We start from the raw sequence: 26047 nt of genomic DNA, 5'->3' as shown, positions 1-26047 counted from the left end.
TCACCCGGACCGCTGACGGCGCCCATCCCGGGTTCTCCCCCGCCAGAAGTTATCCACAGGCTGTGGATGGACGGCCGGGGTGCGTGACGAAACGCTGGCGTAGCATGCAGAGGAATCGTCCGGTACCCCCCGCGGACTGGAACGGAAGGCCATCGCCGCGTGAACGCATCAGTTTCCAAGGAAGCCCTCGACGCGAGGGACCGCCCCGCCCGTCTCACCGTCGGCGTGGTCGGCGCGGGACGGGTCGGCCCCGCCCTCGCCGCCTCGCTGCAGCTCGCCGGGCACCGCCCGGTCGCGGTGTCGGGCGTCTCCGACGCATCCGTGCGCCGGGCCGCCGCACTGCTCCCCGACGTCCCCCTGGTCACCCCCGCCGAGGTCCTCGCACGCGCCGAGCTCGTGCTGCTGACCGTCCCCGACGACGCCCTGCCCGGCCTGGTCGAGGGCCTCGCCGAGACCGGCGCCGTGCGACCGGGCCAGCTGCTCGTCCACACCTCCGGCCGGTACGGCACGAAGGTGCTCGACCCCGCGCTGCGGGCCGGCGCCCTCCCGCTCGCCCTGCATCCGGCGATGACCTTCACCGGCAGTTCCGTCGACGTACAGCGGCTGGCGGGCTGCTCCTTCGGGGTGACCGCCCCCGAGGAGCTCAGGCTCGCCGCGGAGGCGCTCGTCATCGAGATGGGCGGCGAGCCGGAGTGGATCGCCGAGGAGTCCCGGCCGCTCTACCACGCGGCGCTCGCCCTCGGGGCGAACCACCTGGTCACCCTCGTCGCGCAGTCCATGGACCTGCTCCGCAAGGCCGGCGTGGGCGCGCCCGACCGGATGCTCGGCCCCCTGCTCGGGGCCGCGCTCGACAACGCCCTGCGCTCCGGTGACGCGGCACTGACCGGCCCCGTCGCCCGCGGCGACGCGGGGACGGTGTCCGCGCACATCCGCGAGCTGCGCGCCCACGCGCCGCAGACGGTGGCCGGATATCTCGCCATGGCGCGCGCCACGGCCGACCGGGCCCTCGACCACGGACTGCTCAAGCCGGAGTTCGCGGAGGACCTCCTCGGCGTCCTGTCCGACAGCAACGCCGTGAACGGAACGAACGGAACACACGGTCCGGACGCATCCGGGCCGGGGGAGAAGCGATGAACACCGCACCCGCCACCCTGCTGCGCTCCACCGCGGAGCTGGAGGCCCTCGGCCGGGCCGCCGGGACACGCCGCGCCGTCGTGATGACGATGGGCGCGCTGCACGACGGCCACGCCACGCTGATCCGCGCCGCGCGGGCCGCCGCAGGGCCCGACGGCCAGGTCGTGGTCACCGTCTTCGTCAACCCGCTCCAGTTCGGCGAGGCCGCCGACCTCGACCGCTACCCCCGCACCCTGGAGGCCGACCTCGCCGTCGCCTCGGAGGCCGGTGCCGACGCGGTCTTCGCCCCCTCCGTGGACGAGGTCTACCCCGGGGGCGAGCCGCAGGTCAGGATCGTCGCCGGCGCCATGGGCGAGCGGCTGGAAGGCGCCGCCCGTCCCGGGCACTTCGACGGCATGCTCACCGTCGTCGCCAAGCTCCTGCACCTCACCCGGCCGGACGCGGCGTTCTTCGGGCAGAAGGACGTCCAGCAGCTGGCGCTGGTCCGCCGCATGGTGCGCGATCTCAACTTCGGCACCGACATCGTCGCGGTGCCGACCGTCCGCGACCCCGACGGCCTGGCGCTCTCCAGCCGCAACCGCTTCCTCTCCGCCGAGGAGCGACGGACCGCGCTGGCCCTGCCCAGGGCCCTGTTCGCCGCCCGTGACCGGCTGGTCGCCCAGCAGACGCTGCACGCCCGCGCCCGGACGGTCCCCGAGCGCGAGGGCCGCGCCGCCGCCCTGAACCAGCTCGGAGAGGTCCGTGCGGCCGCGGACACCCAGGCCGTGGCGCTGGCCCGGCCGACCGTCGCGCCCGCGGCGGTGCTGGCCGCCGCCCGGGCCGTCCTGGACGAGGCGGCGGAGGAAGCGGTGCCGCTCGCCCTGGACTACGTGGCGCTCGTGGACCCGGCGGACTTCACCGAGGTGCCCGACGACCGCGTCAGCGGCGAGGCGGTCCTCGTCGTCGCGGCGCGGGTGGGAGCCACCCGCCTCATCGACAACATCCCGCTGACCCTCGGAGCCCTCACGTGACCGGAATACGGCTGACCGCCCCCGCCCCCGGCTGGGCCATCGACGCGGACGTCGTCGTGGTCGGCTCCGGCGTGGCCGGTCTCACCACCGCACTGCGCTGCGCCGCGGCCGGCCTCGCGACCGTGGTCGTCACCAAGGCCCGCCTCGACGACGGCTCGACCCGCTGGGCGCAGGGCGGCATCGCCGCCGCGCTCGGCGAGGGCGACACCCCCGAGCAGCACCTCGACGACACCCTGGTCGCCGGGGCCGGCCTCTGCGACGAGACGGCCGTGCGCGCCCTGGTCACCGAGGGCCCCGACGCCGTACGCCGGCTGATCGACACCGGGGCGCACTTCGACACCACCGACACCGGCGCGATCGCCCTGACCCGTGAGGGCGGCCACCACCGCCGCCGTATCGCGCACGCGGGGGGCGACGCGACCGGTGCCGAGATCTCCCGCGCCCTGGTCGAGGCGGTCCGTTCGGCCGCCCTGCGCATCATCGAGAACGCCCTGGTCCTGGACCTGATCACGGACGCCGAAGGCCGTACGGAGGGCGTCACCCTGCACGTCATGGGCGAGGGCCAGCACGACGGCGTGGGCGCCGTCCACGCCCCGGCCGTGGTGCTCGCCACCGGTGGCATGGGCCAGGTCTTCTCCGCCACCACCAACCCGCCGGTCTCCACGGGCGACGGGGTGGCGCTCGCGCTGCGGGCGGGCGCCGAGGTATCCGACCTCGAATTCGTGCAATTCCATCCGACCGTCCTGTTTCTCGGCACCGGCTCCGAGGGCCAGCAGCCGCTCGTGTCCGAGGCGGTACGGGGCGAGGGCGCCCACCTCGTCGACGCCTCCGGCACCCGCTTCATGCTCGGGCAGCACGAGCTGGCCGAGCTGGCCCCCCGCGACATCGTCGCCAAGGCCATCACCCGCCAGATGCACCTCCGGGGCACCGAGAACATGTATCTCGACGCCCGCCACTTCGGCGCCGAGATGTGGGAGAAGCGCTTCCCGACGATCCTCGCCGCCTGCCGCGCGCACGGCATCGACCCCGTCACCCGGCCGATCCCGGTGGCCCCCGCCGCGCACTACGCCTCGGGCGGTGTCCGCACCGACCTCCGGGGCCGTACGACGGTGCCCGGCCTGTACGCCTGCGGAGAGGTCGCCTGCACGGGGGTGCACGGTGCGAACCGGCTGGCCTCCAACTCCCTGCTGGAGGGCCTGGTCTTCGCCGAGCGCATCGCGGCTGACATCGTGGACGGCCCCAGGACCGATTCCGGGGCCGCCTCCCGGCGCACCCCCGCGAAGGAGCCCGCCGCGGCCCACACCGTCCCGCTGCTCACCGCGGAGTCGCGGACCGCGATCCAGCGGATCATGAGCAGGGGTGCCGGGGTGATCCGCTCCGCCGGCAGCCTCGCCACCGCGGCCGGGGAGCTGGAGTCGCTCCAGCGCGCCGCGGCCGCCGCCGAGGAGGACGGCGCGAAGGACGCCGTACCCGGGGTGGACGCGTGGGAGGCCACGAACCTTCTCCTGGTCTCGCAGGTGCTGGTCGCCGCCGCGCGGGAGCGCGAGGAGACCCGCGGCTGCCACTGGCGCGAGGACCGTCCCGAGCGCGACGACGACGTCTGGCGCCGCCACCTGGTCGTCCGCGTCGACCCGCCCCTGCGGCCCGTCGTCCGCACGACGGACACTTCCGCGTTCCCGCCCGTACGTCCCGGAGACCCGGCAGACTCCGCACTGCCTGCAGGCCTCCCGAACCGCCCCGCCGACGCCCCCGAGGAGCCGTAACCGTGAGCACGCCCGAAGAGAATCCGCGCCCCACACCTGTGGACGTACCGCTGATCCACATCGGCGCCCCCGCCGAGTCCGGTGGTGGCTGCGGCGACGGCTGCGGCTGCGGTGACGGCTACGACCCCGACGGCCTGGAGTGCGGCCTCGACCCCGCCCTGGCCCAGCTGCTGGCGGAGGCCGGACTGGACCCGGTGCAGGTCGAGGACATCGCCCACGTCGCGATCGAGGAGGACCTCGACGGAGGCGAGGACGTCACCACCGTGGCGACCGTCCCGGAGGACTCCGTCGCGACCGGCGACTTCACCGCGCGTGAGGCCGGCGTCGTCGCGGGCCTGCGCGTCGCCGAGGCCGTCCTCTCCATCGTCTGTACCGACGAGTTCGAGGTCGAGCGCCACGTCGAGGACGGCGACCGCGTCGCGCCCGGCCAGAAGCTGCTCACGGTGACCACGCGCACCCGTGACCTGCTCACCGGCGAGCGCAGCGCGCTCAACCTCCTGTGCAGGCTCTCCGGCATCGCGACGGCGACCCGTGCCTGGGCCGACGTGCTCGAGGGCACGAAGGCCGAGGTCCGCGACACCCGCAAGACCACTCCGGGGCTGCGCGCCCTGGAGAAGTACGCCGTGCGCTGCGGCGGCGGGGTCAACCACCGCATGTCGCTCGTGGACGCGGCACTGGTCAAGGACAACCACGTGATCGCGGCGGGCGGCGTCGCCGAGGCGTTCCAGCGGGTCAGGAAGGCGTACCCGGAGCTCGCGATCGAGGTCGAGGTGGACACCCTGGAGCAGGTCCGCGAGGTGCTCGAAGCGGGAGCCGACCTGATCCTGCTGGACAACTTCACCCCGACGGCGACCGCCGAGGCGGTCGCGCTCGTCGGCGGCCGTGCGGTGCTGGAGTCCTCGGGCCGGCTCACCCTCGACTCCGCCCGCGCCTACGCCGAGGCCGGCGTCGACTACCTGGCGGTCGGCGCGCTCACGCACTCCTCCCCGATCCTCGACATCGGCCTGGACTTCCGTGACACCGCGGCAGGGACCGACGGGGCCGACGCCTGATGCTGCTCACCATCGACGTGGGCAACTCCCACACCGTCCTCGGCCTGTTCGACGGCGAGGAGATCGTCGAGCACTGGCGGATCTCCACCGACGCCCGCCGTACCGCCGACGAGCTCGCCGTCCTGCTCCAGGGACTGATGGGCATGCATCCGCTGCTCGGCGTCGAGCTCGGCGACGGCATCGAGGGCATCGCGATCTGCTCGACCGTCCCCGCCGTTCTGCACGAGCTCCGCGAGGTCACCCGCCGCTATTACGGCGATGTCCCCGCGGTCCTCGTGGAGCCGGGCGTGAAGACCGGCGTCCCGGTCCTCACCGACAACCCGAAGGAGGTCGGCGCGGACCGCATCATCAACGCGGTCGCCGCGGTCGAGCTCTACGGCGGCCCGGCCATCGTCGTCGACCTGGGCACGGCCACGACCTTCGACGCGGTCTCCGCGCGCGGCGAGTACACGGGCGGGGTGATCGCGCCGGGCATCGAGATCTCCGTGGAGGCGCTCGGAGTGAAGGGCGCCCAGCTCCGCAAGATCGAGCTGGCGCGGCCCCGCAGCGTCATCGGCAAGAACACCGTCGAGGCCATGCAGTCCGGCATCGTCTACGGATTCGCGGGCCAGATCGACGGTGTGGTCGAGCGCATGAAGAAGGAGCTGGCGGCCGACCCCGACGAGGTCACCGTCATCGCGACCGGCGGCCTTGCTCCGATGGTGTTGGGTGAGTCCTCCGTCATCGACGAGCACGAGCCCTGGCTGACCCTCATCGGGCTGCGCCTCGTGTACGAGCGGAACATCGCCCGGATGTAGGGCGCGCCCGCGACCACCTGCGGGAACGACTCGGCGGCGCGGAGCACGGCGCCGCGCCGCCGAGCGGTTGGTTAAGCCGATTTTGTCCATTTAGCACGTATTGTCGCTTCATGCCCACGCCCTACGGATCACGCGGCGGCATGGCGTTCAGCGCGGACGAGCTCCGGGTGCTCCGACGTGCTCTCGCCAACGCCCTCCACCCCACGCCCCTGCCGGAAGAGGATGTCCAGGACTGTCTGCGCCTCGCGGGCAGCGTGGACGAGGTGGTGAGCGAGGCGGGCCGGCTGCGCGCCTTCCTCCTCGCCGATCTCGCCCGCTACCGCGACGCGCTCCCCGGCTCGCTCAGCGGCTATCTGGAGCTCCTCCAGGACGCCCTGGCGGCCGGCTACGACCCCCGCCCGGACGATCTCGCGGCCTTGCGTGCTCTGCGCGCCGGGCCGGTCGCGGCGGCCCTGCTGGAGCGCTGCCAGGTGCTGGCCGAGCGCTCGGTGCGGGCGCGCCTCGCCGGTCGCGCGGTGCCCATGACGACGCCCGCGCCGCGCGGCAGGCTACTGGCCCTGCGAGGCGGCCTGTCGGCGGCCAAGGAGCCCGAGCGGCCCCGGACCCCGTCGCGGCCGGCCGAGCCGGCCCGCCCGCCGGCCCCGGGCGAGCGCCCGATGCCGAAGCCGTCCGAGGTCTTCCCGCCCCGCCGCCGGCCGGCTCCGGCTCCGCCGGCGGAGGAACGAGCCGTGTCCTGAGGCGCCGACGCGCCTGAGGGGTGCCCGGGAGTGGCCGGAATGCCGGGCTCGCTACCCTGGACGGCATGGACTACGTATCCGCGCTCGTTCCCCCCGTGGTGATGGCCGTCTTCTTCATCGGCCTCGTCAGGACGATCATCAAGAGCCAGGGCGGCCCGAACAAGGCCAAGGAGGACGCCGCGGTGGACGCGGCGCTCGCCCGCGCCGAATCGGCCCGGCAGGCTCCGAGGCCCGAGGGCGCCTGACCCGGGCCCGAGCATGAAGGGCGCACGGCTCCCCGGAGCCGTGCGCCCTTTTTTCGTCCCTGAATTATCCCATTCCAGACATCTAGCACTAAGGTGACGCTGTGCCTCGCCAATTGGGAGAGCTGGAAGACACCGTGATGACACGGGTCTGGCAATGGAACCGCCCGGTCACCGTGCGGGAAGTTCTCGAGGACCTTCAACAGGAACGGTCCATCGCGTACACGACCGTCATGACGGTAATGGACAATCTCCATCAGAAGGGCTGGGTACGCCGGGAAGTGGATGGCCGGGCATATCGATATACGGCCGTCTCCACCCGCGCCGCATACGCGGCCGCACTGATGAACGAAGCATGGTCGCAGAGTGACAACCCCGCGGCCGCACTGGTCGCGTTCTTCGGCATGATGTCCGCGGAGCAGCGCGAAGCTCTCCGGGATGCGATGCGCGTCGTGGCGCCCACCTTCCCCGAACCGGCCGAGAGCCGGCCCGATGACGGGGCCCCGGCCGATGAGGCGCCGCCGGAGAGCGGGCGATAGCGTCGGGGGATGTCCCCAGAGCAGTCGCAGACCGAGCACCCTACCGAGACGCAAACCGGAGATCGTACCGGTCCGGAAACGGGATCTCGCGCAGATGTTCATACCGGCCCGTCGGTAAATAGACCGGCCATCACCGTCCGCCGCGCCAGGACCAGTGATGTGGCGTCCGTCCGCGGACTCCTTGACGGCTACGTCTCCGAAGGCATCCTGCTCGACAAAGCGACGGTGACGCTTTACGAGGACATCCAGGAGTTCTGGGTCGCCGAACGCGACGAGGACGCCCGTGTCATCGGCTGCGGCGCACTCCACGTGATGTGGGAAGACCTCGCCGAAGTGCGCACTCTCGCCGTCGACCACGCCATCAAGGGCGCCGGAGTCGGGCACCAGGTCCTGGACAAGCTCTTGCAGACCGCGCGCTGGCTCGGTGTCCGCCGGGTTTTCTGTCTCACGTTCGAAGTCGACTTCTTCGCCGCGCACGGCTTCACCGAGATCGGAGAGACGCCGGTCGACGGAGATGTCTACAGCGAGCTGCTGCGTTCCTATGACGAGGGTGTCGCCGAGTTCCTGGGTCTCGAACGAGTGAAGCCGAACACCTTGGGCAACAGCCGGATGCTTCTGCACCTGTGAACGGCGGAAGATGCCGGAACCCTATGTCCGAATCGCGCATGTTTCCCGCGCTCTTGCGCTCCTGAACCTCTCCCAGGGGTTTGTGTTTTCCGGGGAAAAGCGGTTTCCTTTCCGCGTACTGCATTTTCGATGAAAGGAAATCCGGTGGCACAGAAGGTTCAGGTCCTTCTTGTTGATGACCTCGACGGAGTCGAGGCGGACGAGACCGTGACGTTCGCTCTGGATGGCAAGACGTACGAGATCGACCTCACCACGACCAACGCGGACAAGCTCCGTGGTCTTCTTGAGCCGTACACCAAGAGCGGACGCCGCACCGGCGGCCGTGCCGCGACCGGCCGTGGCAAGGGCCGCGCCGTTACCGGTGGCAACAAGGACACGGCCGAGATCCGTAGGTGGGCGCGCGAGAACGGCCACAACGTGAATGACCGCGGCCGCGTTCCCGCCGAGATCCGTGAGGCTTACGAGAAGGCGAACGGCTGACCTGTCGGCCGATGGGTCCACAGGTGCGTCCGGGCATGAGCGAGTCTGGCCCGGTGGCATTCCGTCGCCGCCGCGTCCACGAGTCGTACGAGGTCGGGAGCATCCCCACCGCTGCTCCCGAGGCCGCCGAGGGCCGGGAGTGACCGTTCCACCTCCTGGCGCGATCCGGGGGGCCGCAGCCAGACCGCGGTCCCCGGCGAGCCCACCGCCCCGCCGGGCGGCACCGGGGCAGTGATGTGCCCACCCGTGCCGAGGGCGGACAGGTCGAGGGCGATTCCGCCCCACTCCAGCCAGTCCAGCAGACCCGGCAGTTCGTCTGCGCTGCCCGTTGCCACCAGCAGCCGCATCCGCTGCCCCGCCAGCGCCACCGGGCCGGTGCGCCCGACCCGGCGCAGCACCGCGTGCCCCGCCGAGGCGGGCAGCTCCAGGACGTCGAAGCGCAGCCCCGTCAGCAGCCGGACCGGCGATGTGTCCGTCGTGGCCCAGTCGAGTTCACGGGCGTACCACTGAGCGCGGTCGCCGGATTCCGGCGACGAGCGGGGAGGCGGGACGAGGAAAGCCATGTCCGATGAACCGCCGAACGGACCCCGGAGTTACGCACCGTCCATGATCGACTGCTCTGCGTGTGCGACAGGGGGGCGTGCGGAAGCCCCCGGCGGCGCGAAGTTGTTCGCCCGTAGCGGAGGAAACGGGGGTGCGCCGCATGGACTGTCAGTGAGTGCGGGTAAGACATCCCTAGTGGGAAGGGGCGACACGCGGGCAAAAACGTCTCACGTTCGCCATCGGCGTACTGGCGAAAGGGCTATCTGCCTGGCCTGCGGGAACATCGTCTCGCACCATCGGGTTGGAGCAGTTGTCGGCGTTCGGGGCAGGAGGCCATCGACGGGTGTCGGCAGTTGAAATGAGCGGTCCCCGCTTGCGGGACTAAGCTGCGGAAGGACAGGGAGGGGACCGACCCCTTACTGCCTGACCGCTCTGAGGAGCGATTAACGATGTTCGAGAGGTTCACCGACCGCGCGCGGCGGGTTGTCGTCCTGGCTCAGGAAGAAGCCCGGATGCTCAACCACAACTACATCGGCACCGAGCACATCCTCCTGGGCCTGATCCACGAGGGTGAGGGTGTCGCCGCTAAGGCCCTGGAGAGCCTCGGGATTTCGCTCGAGGCGGTCCGCCAGCAGGTGGAGGAGATCATCGGTCAGGGCCAGCAGGCCCCGTCCGGGCACATCCCCTTCACTCCCCGGGCCAAGAAGGTCCTGGAGCTGTCGCTCCGCGAGGCTCTTCAGCTCGGCCACAACTACATCGGCACCGAGCACATCCTGCTCGGCCTGATCCGCGAGGGCGAGGGCGTCGCGGCCCAGGTCCTCGTGAAGCTGGGCGCCGACCTGAACCGGGTGCGGCAGCAGGTCATCCAGCTGCTCTCCGGGTACTCGGGAGGCAAGGAGGCGGCCACTGCGGGCGGCCCCGCGGAGGGCACGCCCTCCACTTCCCTGGTGCTCGACCAGTTCGGCCGGAATCTCACCCAGGCCGCTCGTGAGTCCAAGCTCGACCCGGTCATCGGGCGCGAGAAGGAGATCGAGCGGGTCATGCAGGTGCTGTCCCGCCGTACCAAGAACAACCCGGTTCTCATCGGCGAGCCCGGCGTCGGCAAGACGGCGGTCGTCGAGGGCCTGGCCCAGGCCATCGTCAAGGGCGAGGTGCCCGAGACCCTCAAGGACAAGCACCTCTACACCCTGGACCTCGGCGCCCTGGTGGCGGGTTCCCGCTACCGAGGTGACTTCGAGGAGCGCCTGAAGAAGGTCCTCAAGGAGATCCGCACCCGCGGCGACATCATCCTGTTCATCGACGAGCTCCACACCCTGGTGGGTGCGGGCGCCGCCGAGGGCGCGATCGACGCGGCGAGCATCCTCAAGCCCATGCTGGCGCGAGGCGAGCTCCAGACCATCGGTGCCACGACGCTCGACGAGTACCGCAAGCACCTGGAGAAGGACGCAGCGCTCGAGCGCCGCTTCCAGCCCATCCAGGTCGCGGAGCCGTCGCTGCCGCACACCATCGAGATCCTCAAGGGTCTGCGCGACCGTTACGAGGCCCACCACAGGGTCTCCATCACGGACGAGGCGCTGGTCCAGGCCGCCACCCTGGCCGACCGCTACATCTCGGACCGCTTCCTGCCGGACAAGGCGATCGACCTGATCGACGAGGCCGGCTCCCGGATGCGCATCCGCCGGATGACCGCGCCGCCGGACCTCCGCGAGTTCGACGAGAAGATCGCGGGCGTCCGCCGTGACAAGGAGTCGGCGATCGACTCCCAGGACTTCGAGAAGGCAGCTTCGCTCCGCGACAAGGAGAAGCAGCTGCTGGCGGCGAAGACCAAGCGGGAGAAGGAGTGGAAGGCCGGCGACATGGACGTCGTCGCCGAGGTCGACGGCGAGCTCATCGCCGAAGTCCTCGCGACCGCCACCGGCATCCCCGTCTTCAAGCTGACCGAGGAGGAGTCCTCGCGTCTGCTGCGCATGGAGGACGAGCTCCACAAGCGCGTCATCGGCCAGAAGGACGCCATCAAGGCCCTCTCGCAGGCGATCCGCCGTACGCGAGCCGGTCTGAAGGACCCGAAGCGCCCCGGTGGCTCGTTCATCTTCGCCGGTCCGTCCGGTGTCGGTAAGACGGAGCTCTCCAAGACGCTCGCCGAATTCCTCTTCGGCGACGAGGACGCGCTGATCTCCCTCGACATGTCGGAGTTCAGCGAGAAGCACACGGTTTCCCGCCTCTTCGGTTCGCCCCCCGGTTACGTGGGCTACGAAGAGGGTGGCCAGCTCACCGAGAAGGTGCGCCGCAAGCCGTTCTCCGTCGTCCTCTTCGACGAGGTCGAGAAGGCCCACCCCGATATCTTCAATTCCCTGCTCCAGATTCTGGAAGACGGTCGTCTGACCGACTCCCAGGGCCGGGTCGTGGACTTCAAGAACACGGTCATCATCATGACGACCAACCTCGGGACCAGGGACATCTCGAAGGGCTTCAACCTGGGCTTCGCCGCCCAGGGCGACGTCAAGACGAACTACGAGCGCATGAAGGTCAAGGTCAACGACGAGCTCAAGCAGCACTTCCGGCCTGAGTTCCTCAACCGTGTCGACGACACGGTGGTCTTCCACCAGCTCACCGAGGAAGACATCATCCAGATCGTCGACCTCATGGTCGCCAAGGTGGATGAGCGTCTGAAGGACCGCGACATGGGCATCGAGCTGAGTGCCGAGGCCAAGTCGCTCCTCGCGAAGAAGGGCTACGACCCCGTGATGGGTGCCCGGCCGCTGCGCCGGACGATCCAGCGCGAGATCGAGGACATCCTCTCGGAGAAGATCCTCTTCGGCGAGCTGCGTCCCGGTCACATCGTGGTCGTGGGCACCGAGGGCGAAGGGGACGAGAAGAAGTTCTCGTTCCGCGGCGAGGAGAAGTCGGCTCTGCCCGACGTCCCGCCGATCGAGCAGGCAGCGGGCGGCGGCCCGAACCTGACGAAGGAGGCGTAGGGCGCGTAGCGCCTCAGCGTCGACAGGGGCTGCCCCGGACCGGTTTCGGTCCGGGGCAGCCCCTTTTCCGTCCCGGCTTCACAGCCGTCTCACGTCGAGGCCCTCCGCCCCGGCCACCTGGGTGCTGCCGGTGATGGTGATGCTGAGCCCGGACAGGTCCCGCAGCGGCGAGAGGTCGACGACCGGGGCTTCCGGTGGCCAGGACGTCTCCGATGCCCGCGACATCGACAGAGTCAGTTCGCGCAGTGACGGGAAGGCCGGCGGCAGCTGTTCGAGGCGGTCCGTGGTGAAGGACGTCGGGCTGAGGCGGGACAGTGAGAGCGCCGTCACGGACGGTGCCGAGCCTTTGCCGGTGAGATCGGGCAGGACCGGGAGCGTCATGCCGAGCTCCGTCACCTGAGGGGCCGCGCGGAGCGCCGCGAGGAGGGGCCCGATCGCCAGTGCCTCACCACCCAGCTCCAGAGACCTCAGCCGGGGCCAGCCGTCGAAGGAGTCCACCTCGAAACGGTCGTCGGTGTGGACGCTCAGGTGGACCACACCTGGCTGGGGCGGCAGGATGCTGAGCCGCTCCACGGCGAGGTCCGAGAGTGAGACGAAGCGGAGCCGGGGATTCGAGCCGAGAGAGGCGAGCGTGGGTGCAGTCAGCGGGGCGCCGCGCAGTGTCAGGTTCGCCAGGCTGTCGAGAAGGGACAGCGGACCCAGGTCGCGCACCCCCGGGGACGCGTGGACGAAGAAGTCGGTGAGCCGGTCGGAGCTGTCCGCCAGGAACGACAGATCCGTCAGGCAGGCGTTGGAGCGGATCCAGATCTGACGTGGATGCATGCCATGGAGGGCCGTACGGAGCTCGGGCTCCGGCAGATCCCCGACGAGGTCCAGGTAGTCGGCGGCGGGCAGACGGTGCAGGGCGGCCAGCTGTTCCCTGTTCCTGACCCGCACCCGCAGGCGGGTCAGATCGAGCTGGGTGAGGACCTCGGACGCGTAAGTCGCGGCCGGGTAGCGCTCCCAGGCGTTCATCAGCGCTTGGCCGAGCGCCGGGGTGGCGAGAGCCCAGTCCCGTGCGTGCGGGACGGCGTCGGCTCCGCCGATGTGGCTGATGAGGTCCACGACATGTTCCGCGGTGCGTCCTTCGTCCTCCTCGGCTTGGTCCCGGGGGTGAGGCAGAAAGGCCAGCGCGTCCGGACCCATACGGGCCAGCAGCCCCACCCTCACCGAGTTGCGGGGCGGGAACAGGGCCGCTGTCGTGCGCCGGACGCGATCGGCCGTCGTGGCGTCCAGCCAGGCGGCGTGCTGGGCGCAGAGCGCCGCGAGGACGTGGAGCTCGGCTCGGGCGAGGGAACTGGTCTGAGCGGCGGAATCGATCAGCCCGTGCACCAGGACAGGTAGCTGACGGCGTCCGCAGTGGCCGGCGGCGAGCAGGATGACGTCCTGCCACTGTCCGTCGTGGGCATGTTGCAGCAGCTCGTTGAGATGGTCGTCCTCGACGAGTTCCTTGGCGGCCAGGAAGTCCTGGAAGGTGCGGTGGGCGAACTGGTAGGTGTGGTACGAGCGTTCCTGGAGCAGGCCGCTGCGGTTCAGCAGATGGGTCAGGACGGTCTCCGCCGAGCCCAGTGCCCGTACGCGTCCCATTCCTGTCAGGGTGCGGGTCACCTGGTGCAAAGCCTGTTCGCGGGAGAATTCCGCCTGGCCCTCCCGCACGAGCCAGGTCGCTATGCGCTGGAGCAGCTGGGTCTGTTCCTCCACGTCCAGCGAGATGCCCTCGGGGCTGTCGATCCTGCGGCGTTCGTCGCGGTTGCCGAGCAGCATGTCCAGTGACGAGTTGTAGAGCTTCCAGCGGGTGGCGGGGAGGCTGCCGTTACGTCGGCGGTGCAGGGCACAGATCACGGCGCAGAGCAGAGGAGTGCGCGCGAGATCGCTCAGCGCAGCGTTCTCGGCGAACTGTCGGGCGAGGTCGCGCTCGAGCTCGGCCAGTGCCTCGTGGTCGTCGCTCTCCAGCCGGGCCGCCTGATGCCACGAGGTCACGAACGACTGGATGTCCTCGTTCCGCATCGGCAGCAGCCGGAGTTCCTCGAAACCCTCGGAGCTGAGCCAGTCCGGTTCCACGGCGAGCGGGCGGACGGTGGCGAGGCAGCGCGTCTCCGGGTAGCGGCGCAGTAGCTGGGAGAGCCACGCGTGGGCCTGCTCGCGGTCCTCCGGCGGCACCTCGTCCAGGCCGTCGACCAGCAGGAGCGCCCTGCCCGCCTCCAGCACACGGCCCGCCCACCCTTCCGGGGCCCGGTCGACCGCCAGTCCGGCGGCGTCCGACAGCTGGGCGGGGCCGGGAAAAGTGCTGCCCCGGGCGCGCACCGTCCGTAGCGGGACCACGAAGGGGATCAGCCCGTTCAGCGGCTCCAGCGCGCCACTGAGGGTGTGGGCCGATGTATGGGCGGCCAGCCACCAGAGCAGCGTGGTCTTCCCGGCGCCCGCATCGCCCCGGAGCAGGACCCGGGGGCGGTCGGCGAGGAGCGCGTCCACACGTTGACGGCCCGGTGCCTGGGCCGACGAGGACTGGGACTGCGCCTCCAGGCTCAGATAGGCCGTGTCCAGGTCCCACTCCGAGTCGTGCCGGCCCAGCTCGTCCAGCCCGAAGATCTTCGTACGCCGGTACGCGGCCCCGATGGAGGCCGCGTACTCCTCCTCGTACCGGAGGTCCCGCGGGAAGTGCCCGTGGACCTTCTCGTGGCGGAGCCGGGGGCCGCTCTGTTCGTAGACCAGCCGGAACGGCTTCGCCGTCACCACAGGGCCGAGCGGTACGCATTCGACCCGTCTGCCGCCCCGCTGCCGGGGGATCTGGCGGGCGATCCCGAGCAGGACGTCCCCCGCGAAGACGGGGCCGCCGGAGAGCCCCGCGAGCACGGACGGTGCCTGGTCGGACCGGATGACCGGGGGCCCGTCGAGGTCGCAGACCAGCAGGTTGCGCATCCGGCCTGCCATGGGCAGGACCGTCGCGGTGTACTGGTCCGCCTCCGCGTGCTTCTCGGCGCCGTACCGCTGGATGTGGGGGAACCCGGTGATCTCGCATTCGGTCAGCGCCTGCCTGGTGTCCACCAGGCCGAGCCGGGCCGGGCCCACCGGAAGGACCGGGCTCGCGGTCTGGAGCAGGGCGGCGTCGAGGTCGTGGTCGATCCAGGCCACCGTCGCCGGGACCGGGCCGGTGACGTCCGGGTGCGCGAGGTGGCACCCGTTGCTGCTCTTGACCACATGGGCGCAGGTCAGCACCAGCCGGTCGGTGAGCAGCACCCCGCTGCCCTGGAGGGCGCCGGAGACGACGACCGTGCGGTCCGCCGGCTGCAGCGCTCTCACGACCCTGCCGTGCCGCTGTCACCGAAGTGCGCGGTGCTCCCCGCCTCCTCGTCCCCGATCTCCCATGCCTCACCGGTCACGGCGTTGTGCGGGGTCAGGGTGAAGCCGACCTTGTGCGTGCGGCCGGTGGAGCGCGAGGTGTCGGCGCCCGCCTCGACGACCCAGGCCTTCACCTTGCCGCCCGCCTTGTGCTCCCTGCGGAGTTCGAGGGTGAACTCCATCTGGATGTCGCCGACGGAGAAGGCGAGGGGCCTGCCGGTGGCCCGGGCCGCGGCGTCGACGAGCTGGTTGCGGATCGACTCGACGGCGTCGGCGAGCTCGATGCCGTCGAGGTCATGGGTGGTGTCGTCGTCCATCTGTCCCCCCGGGGTTCTGGGCGTGTGCCCGGACAGCGTAGCCAGGGCGGGGGCCGAAGGTCCCGAAACGGGCAGGCTTCCGGCCCGCCGGCGGTGACAAGGCGCACAGGCCCTCGGAGGCCTACTAGGCACCTTCGGAGAAGTCGGGGTGGGCGGCCGTGGGACCTTCGGCCCACCCGTGAGGAGCCTTTCGGCGTTTGGGTGAATATGACCGTATTGCTGGTTCATGTCCCGGAAGGGTGCCTTTGGGGCTGGGGTTAAACCTGCTTCGCGAAAAATAACCCGAGTGATCGTCCGCGGTCTCCGGGTGGGTGGCCGCGATGAATTCCCACCCACTCGGCTACGGCTTTTGATCGTAGATGGGGTGTTTGAGTGTTGTCGGGGGTGCGGGTTACCAAGGTGGAGCAAGCCCGGTCGAGCACCGGGTCCAGTCACCCCGGAGGTTCTCCCCGCATGTCGAAGCGCGTTACGTTCCAGCACTCCCGCCGCCCGTCCATGCCCCGCGTCAGTGGCGCCGTCGTGGCCGCCGGCCTGGGTGCGTCGATGGTGTTCGGTGCGGGCGCGGCGTTCGCGTCCGGCACGACGGGCACCGCGGACACCGCGGCCCTCGCCGGCGCGGCCACCGCGGACTCCGTCGCCCAGCAGGCGACCGCCCAGAGCAAGGCCGCCGCGAAGGCGAAGGCCGACAAGGCCGAGAAGGCCGAGGCCGACAAGAAGGCGGCCGCGAAGAAGAAGGCCGCGGCCAAGAAGAAGGCCGCCTCGTGGGAGGCCCCGGTCGACCACTACGTCCTGAGCGCCAGCTACGGCACCGGCGGCGACCGCTGGGCCCACAAGCACTCCGGCCAGGACTTCGCGGTGCCGATCGGCACCAAGGTCGAGGCCGCGCACACCGGCCGGGTGGTCAAGGCCGGCCCGAACGGCGGCGGCGACGGTCCCGCGTACGGCAACGCCATCGTGATCAAGCACGCCAACGGCAAGTACTCGCAGTACGCGCACCTGTCGAAGATCGAGGTCAACGTCGGTGACCGTGTGAAGACGGGCGACGAGATCGCCAGGTCCGGCAACACCGGTAACTCCAGCGGCCCGCACCTCCACTTCGAGATCCGCACCTCGCCCGACTACGGTTCTGCGCTGAACCCGGTCTCGTACCTGAAGTCCGTGCACGTCAAGATCTGACGCACGACTCCCCGTAGCCGCTAAGCGGCGGGCCCCGGGTCATGGGCCCTGGTCACCAGCTCGACGGCGACCTCGAGAGCAGCCTTGCGCTTCTCGTCGGGGTCGCCTTCGGCGTCTTTGAGGGCCATCATCCCGGCATGCATCGCGAAGAGCGCGGTGAAGCAGCGCACCTGATCGGTGAGCGGGGCGTCGGGATCCTTGATCAGATCCACCAGGGCCAGGACCCGGTGCTTCATGGTGTGGCCGATGCTGAGCTCGCGCACCGTCGCCTGGTTCTCCTGCATGAAGACGAAGAGCGGCGCCGCCGCCTTGAGCGCCTCGCTGTAGCGGACCAGGATCTCCTTCTTCGTCTCCAGGGTGCGCGGCTGCCCCTGGCCCCAGGCGACGATCTCCTCCACAGGCCTGTTCAGATCCTCGAAGATGCTGACGAGGATGTCTTCCTTGGTCTTGAAGTGGTAGTAGAGCGCCGCCTTGGTGACATGCAACTGCTCGGCGATCTCGCGGAGCGAGGTCTTCTCGTAACCCTGCTCGGCGAAGAGCTTCAGAGCGACGTCCTGGATGCGCTGGCGGGTGTTGCCCCGGCGCGGCTGCGGCGTGCTGCTCATTCGACTCTCCCGATAACTTACTTGACGCCCGGCTAGTTAGGGTCTACTTTTCCTCAGTGTAGCCAACTAGCCGGGCGGCAAGTAAGTGCCGGATCGGCGGCAGACGGGGCATCAGGGGATCAGGGGAGCGGACGGTATGGCGGAACTCAAGAAAGCGACGGCGGGCGGGAAAGCGGAACCACAGCCGCGCAGTGTCCGGGTGGTGGTCCTCGCGCTGATGATCGCGATGCTGCTGGCCATGCTCGACAACCTGATCGTGGGCACCGCGATGCCCACCATCGTCGGCGATCTGGGCGGAATGGAGCACCTGTCCTGGGTGGTCACCGCCTACACCCTGGCCACCGCGGCCTCCACGCCCATCTGGGGCAAGCTCGGCGACATGTACGGACGCAAGGGCATCTTCCTCACGTCCATCGTGATCTTCCTGATCGGCTCGGTGCTGAGCGGAATGTCCCAGGACATGAGCCAGCTGATCGGATTCCGGGCCGTCCAGGGCCTCGGAGCGGGTGGCCTCATGGTGGGCGTCATGGCCATCATCGGCGATCTCGTACCGCCCCGGGAGCGCGGCAAGTACCAGGGCATGATGGCCGGCGTGATGGCGATCGCCATGATCGGCGGACCGCTGGTCGGCGGCACCATCACCGACCACCTGGGCTGGCGCTGGAGCTTCTACATCAATCTGCCCCTCGGCGCCGTCGCGCTCGCCATGGTCACCGCCGTGCTGCACCTCCCCCGCAAGGAGCGCCGGAAGGCGAAGGTCGACTACCTGGGCGCCGCGCTCCTCACCGTCGGCATCACCGCGATCGTGCTGGTCACCACCTGGGGCGGTACGGAGTACGCCTGGGGCTCAGCCGTGATCATGGAGCTCATCGCGCTCGGCGTCGCCTCCCTCGTCGGCTTCCTCTTCGTCGAGACGAAGGCCGCCGAACCGATCGTCCCGCTCCACATCTTCCGCAACCGCAACTTCACCCTCATGTCCCTGGTCGGCTTCATGGCGGGCTTCGTGATGTTCGGCGCGGTGCTCTTCCTGCCGCTGTTCCAGCAGTCGGTCCAGGGCGCGTCCGCGACCAACTCCGGACTGCTGCTCCTGCCCATGCTGCTCGCGATGATGATCGTCTCGCTGGTCGCCGGCCGGATCACCACCAGCACCGGCAAGTACAAGATCTTCCCGATCGTGGGCAGCATCCTGATGGTCGCCGGTCTGTTCCTGCTCTCCGTCATGGACACCGGCACCACGCGCCTGACGTCCGGCATCTACATGGCGGTGCTCGGTGCGGGCATGGGCTTCCTGATGCAGATCACGATGCTCGTCGCCCAGAACAGCGTCGAGCTCAAGGACATGGGCGTGGCCTCGTCCACGACCACGCTCTTCCGCACGCTCGGCAGCTCCTTCGGTGTCGCGATCATGGGCGCCCTGTTCACCGGCCGTGTGCAGGACGAGATGGCGGCACGCGGCGGCGGGGGAGCCACCGAGAGGTCCGCACAGCTGGACGCGGCGAGCCTGGCGAAGCTGCCGGCCGCGATGCGTGAGGCGTACGAGTACGCGGTGGCCTCCGGCACCCACATCGCCTTCCTGGTGGGCGGCTCGGTCGCGGTGGTGGCCCTCGTGGCGGCGCTGTTCGTCAAGGAGGTCCCGTTGCGCGGCACCGCGATGCCGGACGCTCCCTCGGACGGTGACGGGTCGGCGCCCGCCCGGCCCGCGGCGGCCAAGGCGCCGCAGAGCGCCTGAGCGGCCCCTGACAGGGGTGGGCCCCGGAGACGCCTCGTCCCCGGGGCCCACCCCTCTCCCGTCAGCCCGGTTCCGCGTACCGTCAGCCCGATTCCGCCTGCCGCAGGACGGGGAAACTTCCGGTGTTCGTCGGCGCGTGTTCGGGCAGCCACAGCACGGCGACCGCACCGCCGGTGTCCCCGCTCCCGGCGGGCCCCGCGTTGCGGAACGTCAGCCTCGCCCCCAGCACCCGCGCCTGCCCCGCGGCGATGGTCAGCCCCAGGCCGTGGCCGCGCCCGGACCTGTCGCTGCTCCCGGTACGGAACCGGCTCGGCCCCTCCCGCAGCAGCGCCTCGGGGAACCCGGGCCCGTGATCGCGGACCCGCACCACCCGGCCCTCGACCGTGACCTCGACCGGGGCCGCCCCGTGCTTGGCGGCGTTCCCCAGCAGATTGCCCAGGATGCGTTCCAGCCGCCGCGGATCCGTGGACACCCAGGACTCGTGCACCACCCGGACCGTGATCTCCGGATCGAGCAGCCGGACCCGCCGGCTGACGAATTCGCCGAGCTGCAGCTCCTGGAGCTCGGCACGCTCCGAGGCGCCGTCCAGCGTGGCCACCTCCAGGACGTCCTCGACCAGGGTCCGCATCGCCTGCGCCCGGTCCCGTACGAGCTCCGTGGGCCGTCCCGGGGGGAGCAGCTCGGCCGCCGTGAGCAGCCCGGTCACCGGGGTGCGCAGCTCGTGCGCGATGTCGGCGGTGACCCGGCGCTCCGCCTCGATCCGCTCGTTCAGCGCGTCCGTGAGCGCGTCCACCGCCCGGGCCAGCTCGTCGGTCTCGTCCCGTACGACCCCGCCGACCGCCTCCCGTACGCGTACCTCCGTATGGCCCTGGGCGACCTTGCCGGCCGCTGCGGCCGCTTTGCGGAGCCTCCGGGACAGCTGGCCGCCGATCAGGACGCCCAGCGCGCAGCCGCCGAAGACGACCGAGACCGAGCCGATGATCAGGGCCCTGTCCAGGTCGCCCATGACCGTGGCGCTGCGGTCGGCGAAGCGCGTGTGCAGGGACAGGACGTCGCCGTTGGCCAGGGGGACGGCCGCCCAGACGTCGGGCACCCCGTCGTCGTACTCGTCGACATGGGTGGCGCGCCTGTTGTCCTGGATCTGGCTGCGCAGGCTCTCGGGCAGCGACGGGTCGTTGATCTTGGCGCCGAACTTCGGCGACGGCTTCTGCGTGTTCGTCGCCTCGTACAGCCGCTGGGCGAACAGCAGTCGCTCCAGCTGCACCTCGCGCGCGTTCTCCAGCATCGAGACACGGGCCGCGTTGTGGACGACGAGGCTCAGCGCCAGCGCGATGAGCGCGCCGACCGCGGCGATCGCGATGCTGATCTTCCAGCGGACCCCGGTCCGCAGCGCCAGCCGCCTCATGCGCGCAGCTTGTAGCCGAAGCCGCGGACCGTCTCGATCCGGTCCTGCCCGATCTTGGTGCGCAGCCGCTGCACATGGACGTCGACGACGCGGGTGTCCCCGCCCCAGCCGTAGTCCCAGACCCGCTCCAGCAGCCTGTCCCGGGAGAGCACGGTGCCGGGCGCCGAGGAGAACTCCAGCAGCAGCCGCATCTCCGTCGGTGTCAGACCCACGTGCGCGCCCCCTCGGCGTACCTCCATGCCCTCCGTGTCGATCTCCACGTCGCCGAAGACCAGCACACCGCTCGCCTGGTCCTGCGCGCCACCGGTCCCGTCGGGCGCCCCGCCCGAGCCGGCGGCGTGGCCGAAGCGCCGCAGCACGGCGCGGATGCGGGCGACGAGCACCGCCCCGTCGAACGGCTTGGTGACGTAGTCGTCGGCCCCCGCCTCCAGGCCGAGCACCACATCGATCGCGTCGGCGCGCGCCGACAGCATGATCACGGGCACGGTCGACTCGTCGCGGATGCGCCGGCACAGGCTGACGCCGTCGAGGCCCGGCACCATCACATCCAGCAGCGCGATGTCCGGACGGTCCGCCCGGAAGGACTCCAGGCCCAGCAGGCCGTCGGGCACCGCGGTGACCGTGAAGCCGACCCGCTCCAGTGCGAGCTGGGTGGCCTCACGGATGACGTCGTCGTCCTCGACGAAGAGGACATGGGTATCGGCCATGGCGGGCGGCTCTCAGTTCTGCGCCGTCTGCGGTGCGGGGAGAGCGCCCTCCCCGCTGCCGACGGCCCGGTTGAAATCGTTGTGCACCCGGTCGGTCTCGGTGAACCGGCTCGCGGTCCAGTGGTACGTGATGACGTCCTCGCCCGAGGGGTACGTGACCGAGTCCTTCGACCCGTACACCTGCGTCGTCACGACCAGGTCACCCCGGTCGATGGTGCCGTACACCGCGGGCACCTCGGCGGCGAAGACGTTCCCGTACGTACCGTCTGCCTGCCGCTGGTAGACATACGTCCCGACTCCCACCGAATCACCGCAGGTCATCACGTTGACCACGACATCGGTCTCCGCGCCGCCGGTGAGCGAGCCGTACGAGGTGTCGACCGGATACTCGTCCCCGGTGCAGGGCTTCAGGTCGTCCTTGAGCTGTCGGCTCACCTTCGGGTCGCTCTTGACGAGCATCACGGCGTTCACCCGCGGGGAGGGCTTCGCCGTCCCGCTGGGCCCCGCCGCGCTCGACGGCGTGGCCCGGGCGACCTGCTGGGTGCTCGCCGGTCCCTCGTCACGCGTGCCCGTGCCTCCGGCGGAACAGCCGGCGCACAACAGCCCGAAGGCGGCGAGCCCGGCCACCGCCGTGCTCCCCGCCGCGAGGCCGCCCCGGAGTCTCCCGCAGCCGGCCCTCGTGCCCCCTCTGCTGCCCGTCAGGCCGCGCACCGCTCCCGCCCCCGCTCGTCATGACGCCTGTTCCGCTGCGAGGGTATCCGCGCCGGTGTCTCCTCGGCCTCGCGGCTCCGGGCCGCACGGTCCTCCAGCTCCTGGCGCAGACGCGCCAGGGCACGGTGCAGCGTGCTCTTCACCGTGCCGGCGGACATGCCGAGCGCCGCGGCCGTCTCCTCCGTGCTCATCTGCTCCCAGTGTCGCAGCACGACGACGCTGCGCTGCTTCGGAGCCAGCACCCCGAGGACGTCCATGAGCAGGGCGCGGTCGGCACGCTGCTCGGCGCCGTCGTCGACGCTCGCGTCGGGGAGCTGCTCGGTGGGGACCTCGTCGAGCTTGCGGGCCCGCCACCACTCCGTACGCGTGTTGATCATGACGCGGCGCAGATAGGCGTCGGCGAGGGACTTGTCGGCGATGCCGTCCCAGCGGCCGAAGGTGCGGACCAGGGCGGTCTGGAGCAGGTCCTGCGCGTCCACGGGATCGGGGACGAGCCGACGGGCACTGCGCAGCAGCGCGTCCTGTCGGGTCCGTACGTACTCCTCGAAACCGAGCACCTCGCCCTGAGCCATTACAACCGCCTCCGTCCCCGTGGATCCCCGTGTACCGCCGTCGGCCGGATGGTCCCGTCGCCGACGTCCGGTGACGTTACGGAGGCGTTGTCACGAGGGTGTGCGGAGCAGCCGTAGGCGGACGCACGGCTGTCCATCGGTTGTGTAACAGCCGCTGGACAGCCCGGGTCCGCCGGAGCGTCGTCAGGTCAGGGGCAGCCGGTACCGGCCGTTCGCCAGGGGCTCGACCAGGCCGTCTGCCACGAGCCCGTCCAGGGCACGCGCCCGCTGCACGGGCTCCTCCCACACCGAGTCCAGCGCCGACTGCGGCACCGGTGTGACCGCGTCCCGCAGCACCGCGAGCAGCCGCCCCCTGACCTGCCGGTCCGTGCCGGCGTAGGTCTGGCCGCGGCGCGGCGGACCCTGGTGGGCGGGCTTTCCCGCCAGCCGCCAGGCGCACTGCCCGGCGATCGGGCAGCGCGTGCAGTCCTCGTTCTTCGCGGTGCACACGAGTGCGCCCAGTTCCATCGTGGCCGCCGCCCAGCTCGCGGCGCGCTCGTCCTCCTCCGGGAGCAGTGCGCGGGCGAGCTTGCGCTCGGCCGCGGTGGTCGCGTTCGGCGGGTACTGGATGCCGGTGGCGGCCCGGGCGAACACCCTGCGGACGTTCGTGTCCAGCACGGCGTGACGCTGCCCGTACGCGAACGAGGCCACGGCCGCGGCCGTGTACTCCCCGATCCCGGGCAGTGCGAGCAGCTGGCCGTGCTCGCTCGGCACGTCGCCGCCGTGGCGTTCCGTTATCGCCTGCGCGGCCCCGTGCAGCCGGAGCGCGCGCCGGGGGTAGCCGAGCCGGCCCCAGGCGCGGACGGCTTCGCCCGGTGCGTCGACGGCCAGGTCGGCCGGGCGCGGCCAGCGGGCCATCCACTGCTCGTAGACCGGGAGGACTCTGTTCACCGGGGTCTGCTGCAGCATGAACTCGCTCACCATCACACCCCAGGCACCCGCATCGGGGCGGCGCCAGGGCAGATCGCGCGCGTGCTGCTCGAACCACCCGATAACGGGGGCATGGAGGGAGGCGGGGGGCGTCTGTGTCGAAGTCGTGGCAGTCATCGCACCCACGATCCTGGCACGGAAGACGGGACATCGGGCACGGCTGCAGGGGTGTCGGCCCGGCGGAGCGCTCAGGGAGTGATAACGCCACCCGTTCTGACCCTTCGCGCGGGGCGGACGGGGGCCGAGCCGGTGCAAAGCGGATGGAAGCGCCCCGGTAACGGCCGCTCCATGATGATGATCAGGAAAACTTGTCGATCAGAGCGGCGGTTGGGGGCCGGAGTTGGCGTGGATCTCTCGTACAGTTCGGTCCGTGGGTTCTATGCGCAATCCGGTCGGGCCGCTTCCCTCCAGCATCTACTGGCGTCGGAGAACAGTAGCGGTGCTGGTGATCGCGCTGCTCGCGGCGCTGATCGCGTGGGCCGTCACCTCGGGTGGCGGCAGCGGAGGCGGACAGGACGACGGGAAGCCCGGAGGCTCCGGCCCCGCCCCGTCCATCACCCCCGGGCCTTCGAGTTCCGGCCCGGTCACCGGCCAACCCCCAGGCGGACGCGACGAGTCGGACGACTCCGGTACGGACGCGGGCTCCGGGGCGAGCGGCGGGAGCACCGGGACGGGAACGGGTGGCGCCGGGGGATCGGACACCGGCGGGGACACGGGCGCGGACACCACGGGATCGGGTGGCTCCGCGTCGGGCGCGGGAACCGGCGGCAGCACGGCTGGTCAGCAGGTACCCGCCGGATCACCGCTCCCCAACTGCACGCCCTCCGTGCTGCAGTTGAGCCTGAAGACGGAGATCAGCTTCGGGCCCGACGACAAGCCGAAGTTCCGGCTGAGCGCCAGGAACACCTCGGCTGCCGACTGCAAGGCCGACTTCGGCCCGAAGAACGCCGTGCTCACGATCACCGGGGCCGGCGAGGACGACGAGCAGGTGTGGTCCTCCAAGGACTGCCCGAAGCCCGGCGGCGCCTTCTTCCTGAGGGTCCCGGCGGGAACGACGGTCGTCCACACCGTGGAGTGGGACCGCAAGGGGAGCGCGCCCTCGTGCGCGACACCGCCCGTCCGGTCCGCGGGCCCGGGGACCTACCTGCTGGAGGCCAAGGTCCCGGGTGAGACCGTCCAGCGCGCCTCGTTCGTCCTGGCCAAGGACTGACGGCGGCGGCCGGTCCCCACCGGGAACGAACGCCACCGGTCCCCACCGGGAACGAACGCCATCGGTCCTGACCGGCAACGAACGCCATCGGTCCTGACCGGCAACGAACGCCACCGGGCCCCGCCGGAACGCTTGTCCGGCGGGGCCCGGTGTGGTGGTGGTCCGGACGGACGGTCCTAGACGTACCGCTCCAGGATCGAGGACTCCGCGAGCCGCGAGAGCCCCTCCCGGACGCTCCTGGCCCGCGCCTCGCCGACTCCGTCCACGGCCTGGAGGTCGTCCACGCTCGCGGCGAGCAGCTTCTGCAGGCCGCCGAAGTGCTCCACCAGCCGCTCGATGATCGCCCCGGGCAGCCGCGGCACCTTCGCCAGCAGCCGGAATCCGCGCGGGGAGACCGCCGAGTCCAGAGTCTCCGGCGAGCCGCTGTAACCCAGTGCCCGTGCCACCACGGGAAGTTCGAGCAGCTCGGTGTGGGTGAGCGTGTCCAGCTCGGCCAGTGCCTCCGCGACCGTACGGGACCGCTTCGCGGTGGGCTCGGGCACGTAGTCCCGTACGACCAGCTCCCGCTCCGGCTCCACGCCCGCGATCAACTCGTCCAGCTGGAGCGAGAGAAGGCGGCCGTCGGTGCCCAGCTCCACGACGTACTCGGCGATTTCGGTCGCGATGCGGCGCACCATCTCCAGCCGCTGCGAGACCGCCGTCACGTCCCGGACCGTGACCAGGTCCTCGATCTCCAGCGCGGAGAGCGTCCCGGCGACCTCGTCCAGCCGGAGCTTGTACCGCTCCAGGGTGGCGAGCGCCTGGTTGGCGCGGGACAGGATCGCGGAGGACTCCTCCAGGACCCGCCGCTCCCCGTCCACGTACAGCGCGATCAGGCGCATCGACTGGGAGACCGACACCACGGGGAAGCCGCAGGCCTTGGAGACCCGGTCCGCCGTGCGGTGGCGGGTGCCCGTCTCCTCGGTGGGGATGGAGGCGTCCGGGACCAGCTGCACACCGGCCCGGAGGATCTTGGTCATGTCCTTGTCGAGGATCATCGCGCCGTCCAGCTTGCACAGTTCGCGCAGGCGCGTCGCGGCGAAATCCACGTCGAGCACGAAACCGCCGGTGCACATGGATTCGACGGTTCTGTCCATGCCGAGGACGATCAGTCCGCCGGTGTTGCCGCGGAGGATGCGCTCCAGGCCGTCGCGGAGGGCCGTCCCTGGCGCGACCGCGCTCAACGAGGCGCGCATCAGCGCCTCGTTCCCCGTGCCTTGGCCGGACTTTCCGGGCGATGCTGCCCGGTCGTTGGCTGCCACTGCACTCCTCCGGTCACAGGTCGGCGGTGCCCTTGCGTCCCTCGTACCGTTCGTACGGGCGGGCGAGA

24 protein-coding genes are annotated in these 26047 nt (G+C 70.8%); 14 read left to right on the top strand and 10 right to left on the bottom strand.

Going from position 1 to position 26047, the window contains the following annotated elements; all coding sequences use genetic code 11:
* The first annotated feature begins 159 nt into the window (after positions 1-159).
* The 10 genes from ACIBCU_RS15105 (at position 160) to ACIBCU_RS15060 (ending at position 8381) form a co-directional block, all read left to right on the top strand.
* A complete protein-coding gene (locus tag ACIBCU_RS15105; RefSeq protein WP_104786914.1) occupies positions 160-1134 on the top strand; it encodes a Rossmann-like and DUF2520 domain-containing protein in 975 nt (324 codons plus the stop codon).
* On the top strand, positions 1131-2144 hold the full coding sequence (gene panC, locus ACIBCU_RS15100) for a pantoate--beta-alanine ligase (RefSeq protein ID WP_362927114.1): 1014 nt from the start codon (positions 1131-1133) through the stop codon (positions 2142-2144). The genes ACIBCU_RS15105 and panC overlap by 4 nt, the downstream gene beginning before the upstream one ends.
* The gene (locus tag ACIBCU_RS15095) at positions 2141-3907 is read left to right on the top strand and encodes an L-aspartate oxidase (RefSeq protein ID WP_362927113.1); all 1767 of its coding nucleotides are present in this window, start codon (positions 2141-2143) and stop codon (positions 3905-3907) included. The genes panC and ACIBCU_RS15095 overlap by 4 nt, the downstream gene beginning before the upstream one ends.
* Positions 3908-3909: 2 nt before the next feature.
* On the top strand, positions 3910-4959 hold the full coding sequence (nadC, locus tag ACIBCU_RS15090) for a carboxylating nicotinate-nucleotide diphosphorylase (RefSeq protein ID WP_399231726.1): 1050 nt from the start codon (positions 3910-3912) through the stop codon (positions 4957-4959).
* Positions 4959-5756, top strand: coding sequence for a type III pantothenate kinase (locus ACIBCU_RS15085; protein WP_031091045.1), 798 nt, complete (start codon positions 4959-4961; stop codon positions 5754-5756). Before nadC ends, ACIBCU_RS15085 begins: the two co-directional genes overlap by 1 nt.
* A gap of 140 nt (positions 5757-5896) precedes the next feature.
* A complete protein-coding gene (locus tag ACIBCU_RS15080; protein WP_362927374.1) occupies positions 5897-6493 on the top strand; it encodes a hypothetical protein in 597 nt (198 codons plus the stop codon).
* Positions 6494-6558: 65 nt separating this feature from the next.
* Complete coding sequence (locus tag ACIBCU_RS15075) at positions 6559-6738, top strand: hypothetical protein (RefSeq protein WP_104786906.1); 180 nt, start codon at positions 6559-6561, stop codon at positions 6736-6738.
* A gap of 101 nt (positions 6739-6839) precedes the next feature.
* Positions 6840-7274 (top strand): BlaI/MecI/CopY family transcriptional regulator, encoded by a 435-nt coding sequence (locus ACIBCU_RS15070; RefSeq protein ID WP_362927111.1) that lies wholly within the window; start codon positions 6840-6842, stop codon positions 7272-7274.
* A gap of 129 nt (positions 7275-7403) precedes the next feature.
* The gene (locus ACIBCU_RS15065; protein ID WP_104791746.1) at positions 7404-7901 is read left to right on the top strand and encodes an amino-acid N-acetyltransferase; all 498 of its coding nucleotides are present in this window, start codon (positions 7404-7406) and stop codon (positions 7899-7901) included.
* 144 nt (positions 7902-8045) lie between these two features.
* Positions 8046-8381 (top strand): Lsr2 family protein, encoded by a 336-nt coding sequence (locus tag ACIBCU_RS15060; RefSeq protein ID WP_362927110.1) that lies wholly within the window; start codon positions 8046-8048, stop codon positions 8379-8381.
* Here ACIBCU_RS15060 and ACIBCU_RS15055 read toward each other — a convergent pair.
* Positions 8360-8944, bottom strand: coding sequence for an SCO3374 family protein (locus tag ACIBCU_RS15055; RefSeq protein WP_362927109.1), 585 nt, complete (start codon positions 8942-8944; stop codon positions 8360-8362). The two genes, ACIBCU_RS15060 and ACIBCU_RS15055, sit on opposite strands and share 22 nt — an antisense overlap.
* Positions 8945-9373: 429 nt before the next feature.
* Between ACIBCU_RS15055 and ACIBCU_RS15050 the strand changes: the two genes are divergently transcribed.
* Complete coding sequence (locus ACIBCU_RS15050) at positions 9374-11899, top strand: ATP-dependent Clp protease ATP-binding subunit (protein ID WP_099173600.1); 2526 nt, start codon at positions 9374-9376, stop codon at positions 11897-11899.
* A 78-nt stretch (positions 11900-11977) separates the two neighbouring features.
* Here ACIBCU_RS15050 and ACIBCU_RS15045 read toward each other — a convergent pair whose 3' ends face one another.
* Together ACIBCU_RS15045 and ACIBCU_RS15040 are read right to left on the bottom strand one after the other, a co-directional pair.
* Complete coding sequence (locus ACIBCU_RS15045; protein WP_399231722.1) at positions 11978-15238, bottom strand: NACHT domain-containing protein; 3261 nt, start codon at positions 15236-15238, stop codon at positions 11978-11980.
* Entirely contained in the window at positions 15235-15594 is a 360-nt protein-coding gene (locus ACIBCU_RS15040) for a trypco2 family protein (protein ID WP_399231720.1), read from the bottom strand. Before ACIBCU_RS15040 ends, ACIBCU_RS15045 begins: the two co-directional genes overlap by 4 nt.
* A 453-nt stretch (positions 15595-16047) precedes the next feature.
* Between ACIBCU_RS15040 and ACIBCU_RS15035 the strand changes: the two genes are divergently transcribed.
* Positions 16048-16770, top strand: a complete 723-nt coding sequence (locus ACIBCU_RS15035; protein ID WP_362927107.1) for a M23 family metallopeptidase — start codon at positions 16048-16050, stop codon at positions 16768-16770.
* Between the two features lie 20 nt (positions 16771-16790).
* On the opposite strand, the gene ACIBCU_RS15030 is transcribed toward ACIBCU_RS15035, so the two are convergent.
* A complete protein-coding gene (locus ACIBCU_RS15030) occupies positions 16791-17375 on the bottom strand; it encodes a helix-turn-helix domain-containing protein (protein ID WP_362927106.1) in 585 nt (194 codons plus the stop codon).
* A gap of 136 nt (positions 17376-17511) precedes the next feature.
* Here ACIBCU_RS15030 and ACIBCU_RS15025 point away from each other — a divergent pair, with 136 nt between their 5' ends.
* A complete protein-coding gene (locus ACIBCU_RS15025; protein ID WP_399231718.1) occupies positions 17512-19104 on the top strand; it encodes an MDR family MFS transporter in 1593 nt (530 codons plus the stop codon).
* An 82-nt stretch (positions 19105-19186) separates the two neighbouring features.
* Here the strand turns inward: ACIBCU_RS15025 and cseC are convergent, their stop codons facing one another.
* The 5 genes from cseC to ACIBCU_RS15000 all read right to left on the bottom strand — a co-directional run bounded on the left by cseC (position 19187) and on the right by ACIBCU_RS15000 (position 23585).
* The gene (cseC, locus tag ACIBCU_RS15020) at positions 19187-20509 is read right to left on the bottom strand and encodes a two-component system sensor histidine kinase CseC (RefSeq protein ID WP_362927103.1); all 1323 of its coding nucleotides are present in this window, start codon (positions 20507-20509) and stop codon (positions 19187-19189) included.
* Positions 20506-21216, bottom strand: a complete 711-nt coding sequence (gene cseB / locus ACIBCU_RS15015) for a two-component system response regulator CseB (RefSeq protein ID WP_399231715.1) — start codon at positions 21214-21216, stop codon at positions 20506-20508. The genes cseC and cseB overlap by 4 nt, the downstream gene beginning before the upstream one ends.
* A gap of 12 nt (positions 21217-21228) precedes the next feature.
* Positions 21229-21843, bottom strand: a complete 615-nt coding sequence (locus tag ACIBCU_RS15010; RefSeq protein WP_362927101.1) for a hypothetical protein — start codon at positions 21841-21843, stop codon at positions 21229-21231.
* A gap of 71 nt (positions 21844-21914) precedes the next feature.
* Complete coding sequence (locus ACIBCU_RS15005) at positions 21915-22499, bottom strand: SigE family RNA polymerase sigma factor (RefSeq protein WP_362927100.1); 585 nt, start codon at positions 22497-22499, stop codon at positions 21915-21917.
* Positions 22500-22682: 183 nt separating this feature from the next.
* Positions 22683-23585 carry an A/G-specific adenine glycosylase gene (locus ACIBCU_RS15000; protein WP_362927099.1) on the bottom strand — a complete coding sequence of 301 codons (903 nt, stop codon included), beginning with the start codon at positions 23583-23585 and terminating at the stop codon, positions 22683-22685.
* Between the two features lie 262 nt (positions 23586-23847).
* On the opposite strand from ACIBCU_RS15000, the gene ACIBCU_RS14995 reads away from it, so the two are divergent.
* Positions 23848-24678, top strand: coding sequence for a hypothetical protein (locus tag ACIBCU_RS14995; RefSeq protein ID WP_362927373.1), 831 nt, complete (start codon positions 23848-23850; stop codon positions 24676-24678).
* 176 nt (positions 24679-24854) lie between these two features.
* Here the strand turns inward: ACIBCU_RS14995 and disA are convergent, their stop codons facing one another.
* Complete coding sequence (disA, locus tag ACIBCU_RS14990) at positions 24855-25979, bottom strand: DNA integrity scanning diadenylate cyclase DisA (RefSeq protein ID WP_033296474.1); 1125 nt, start codon at positions 25977-25979, stop codon at positions 24855-24857.
* Between the last annotated feature and the right edge of the window lie 68 nt (positions 25980-26047).

This window comes from Streptomyces sp. NPDC051064, assembly GCF_044455985.1.
Lineage (GTDB): Bacteria > Actinomycetota > Actinomycetes > Streptomycetales > Streptomycetaceae > Streptomyces.
Note: the sequence above shows the minus strand (reverse complement) of the source record. Positions and strands in the feature narration are given on the sequence as shown.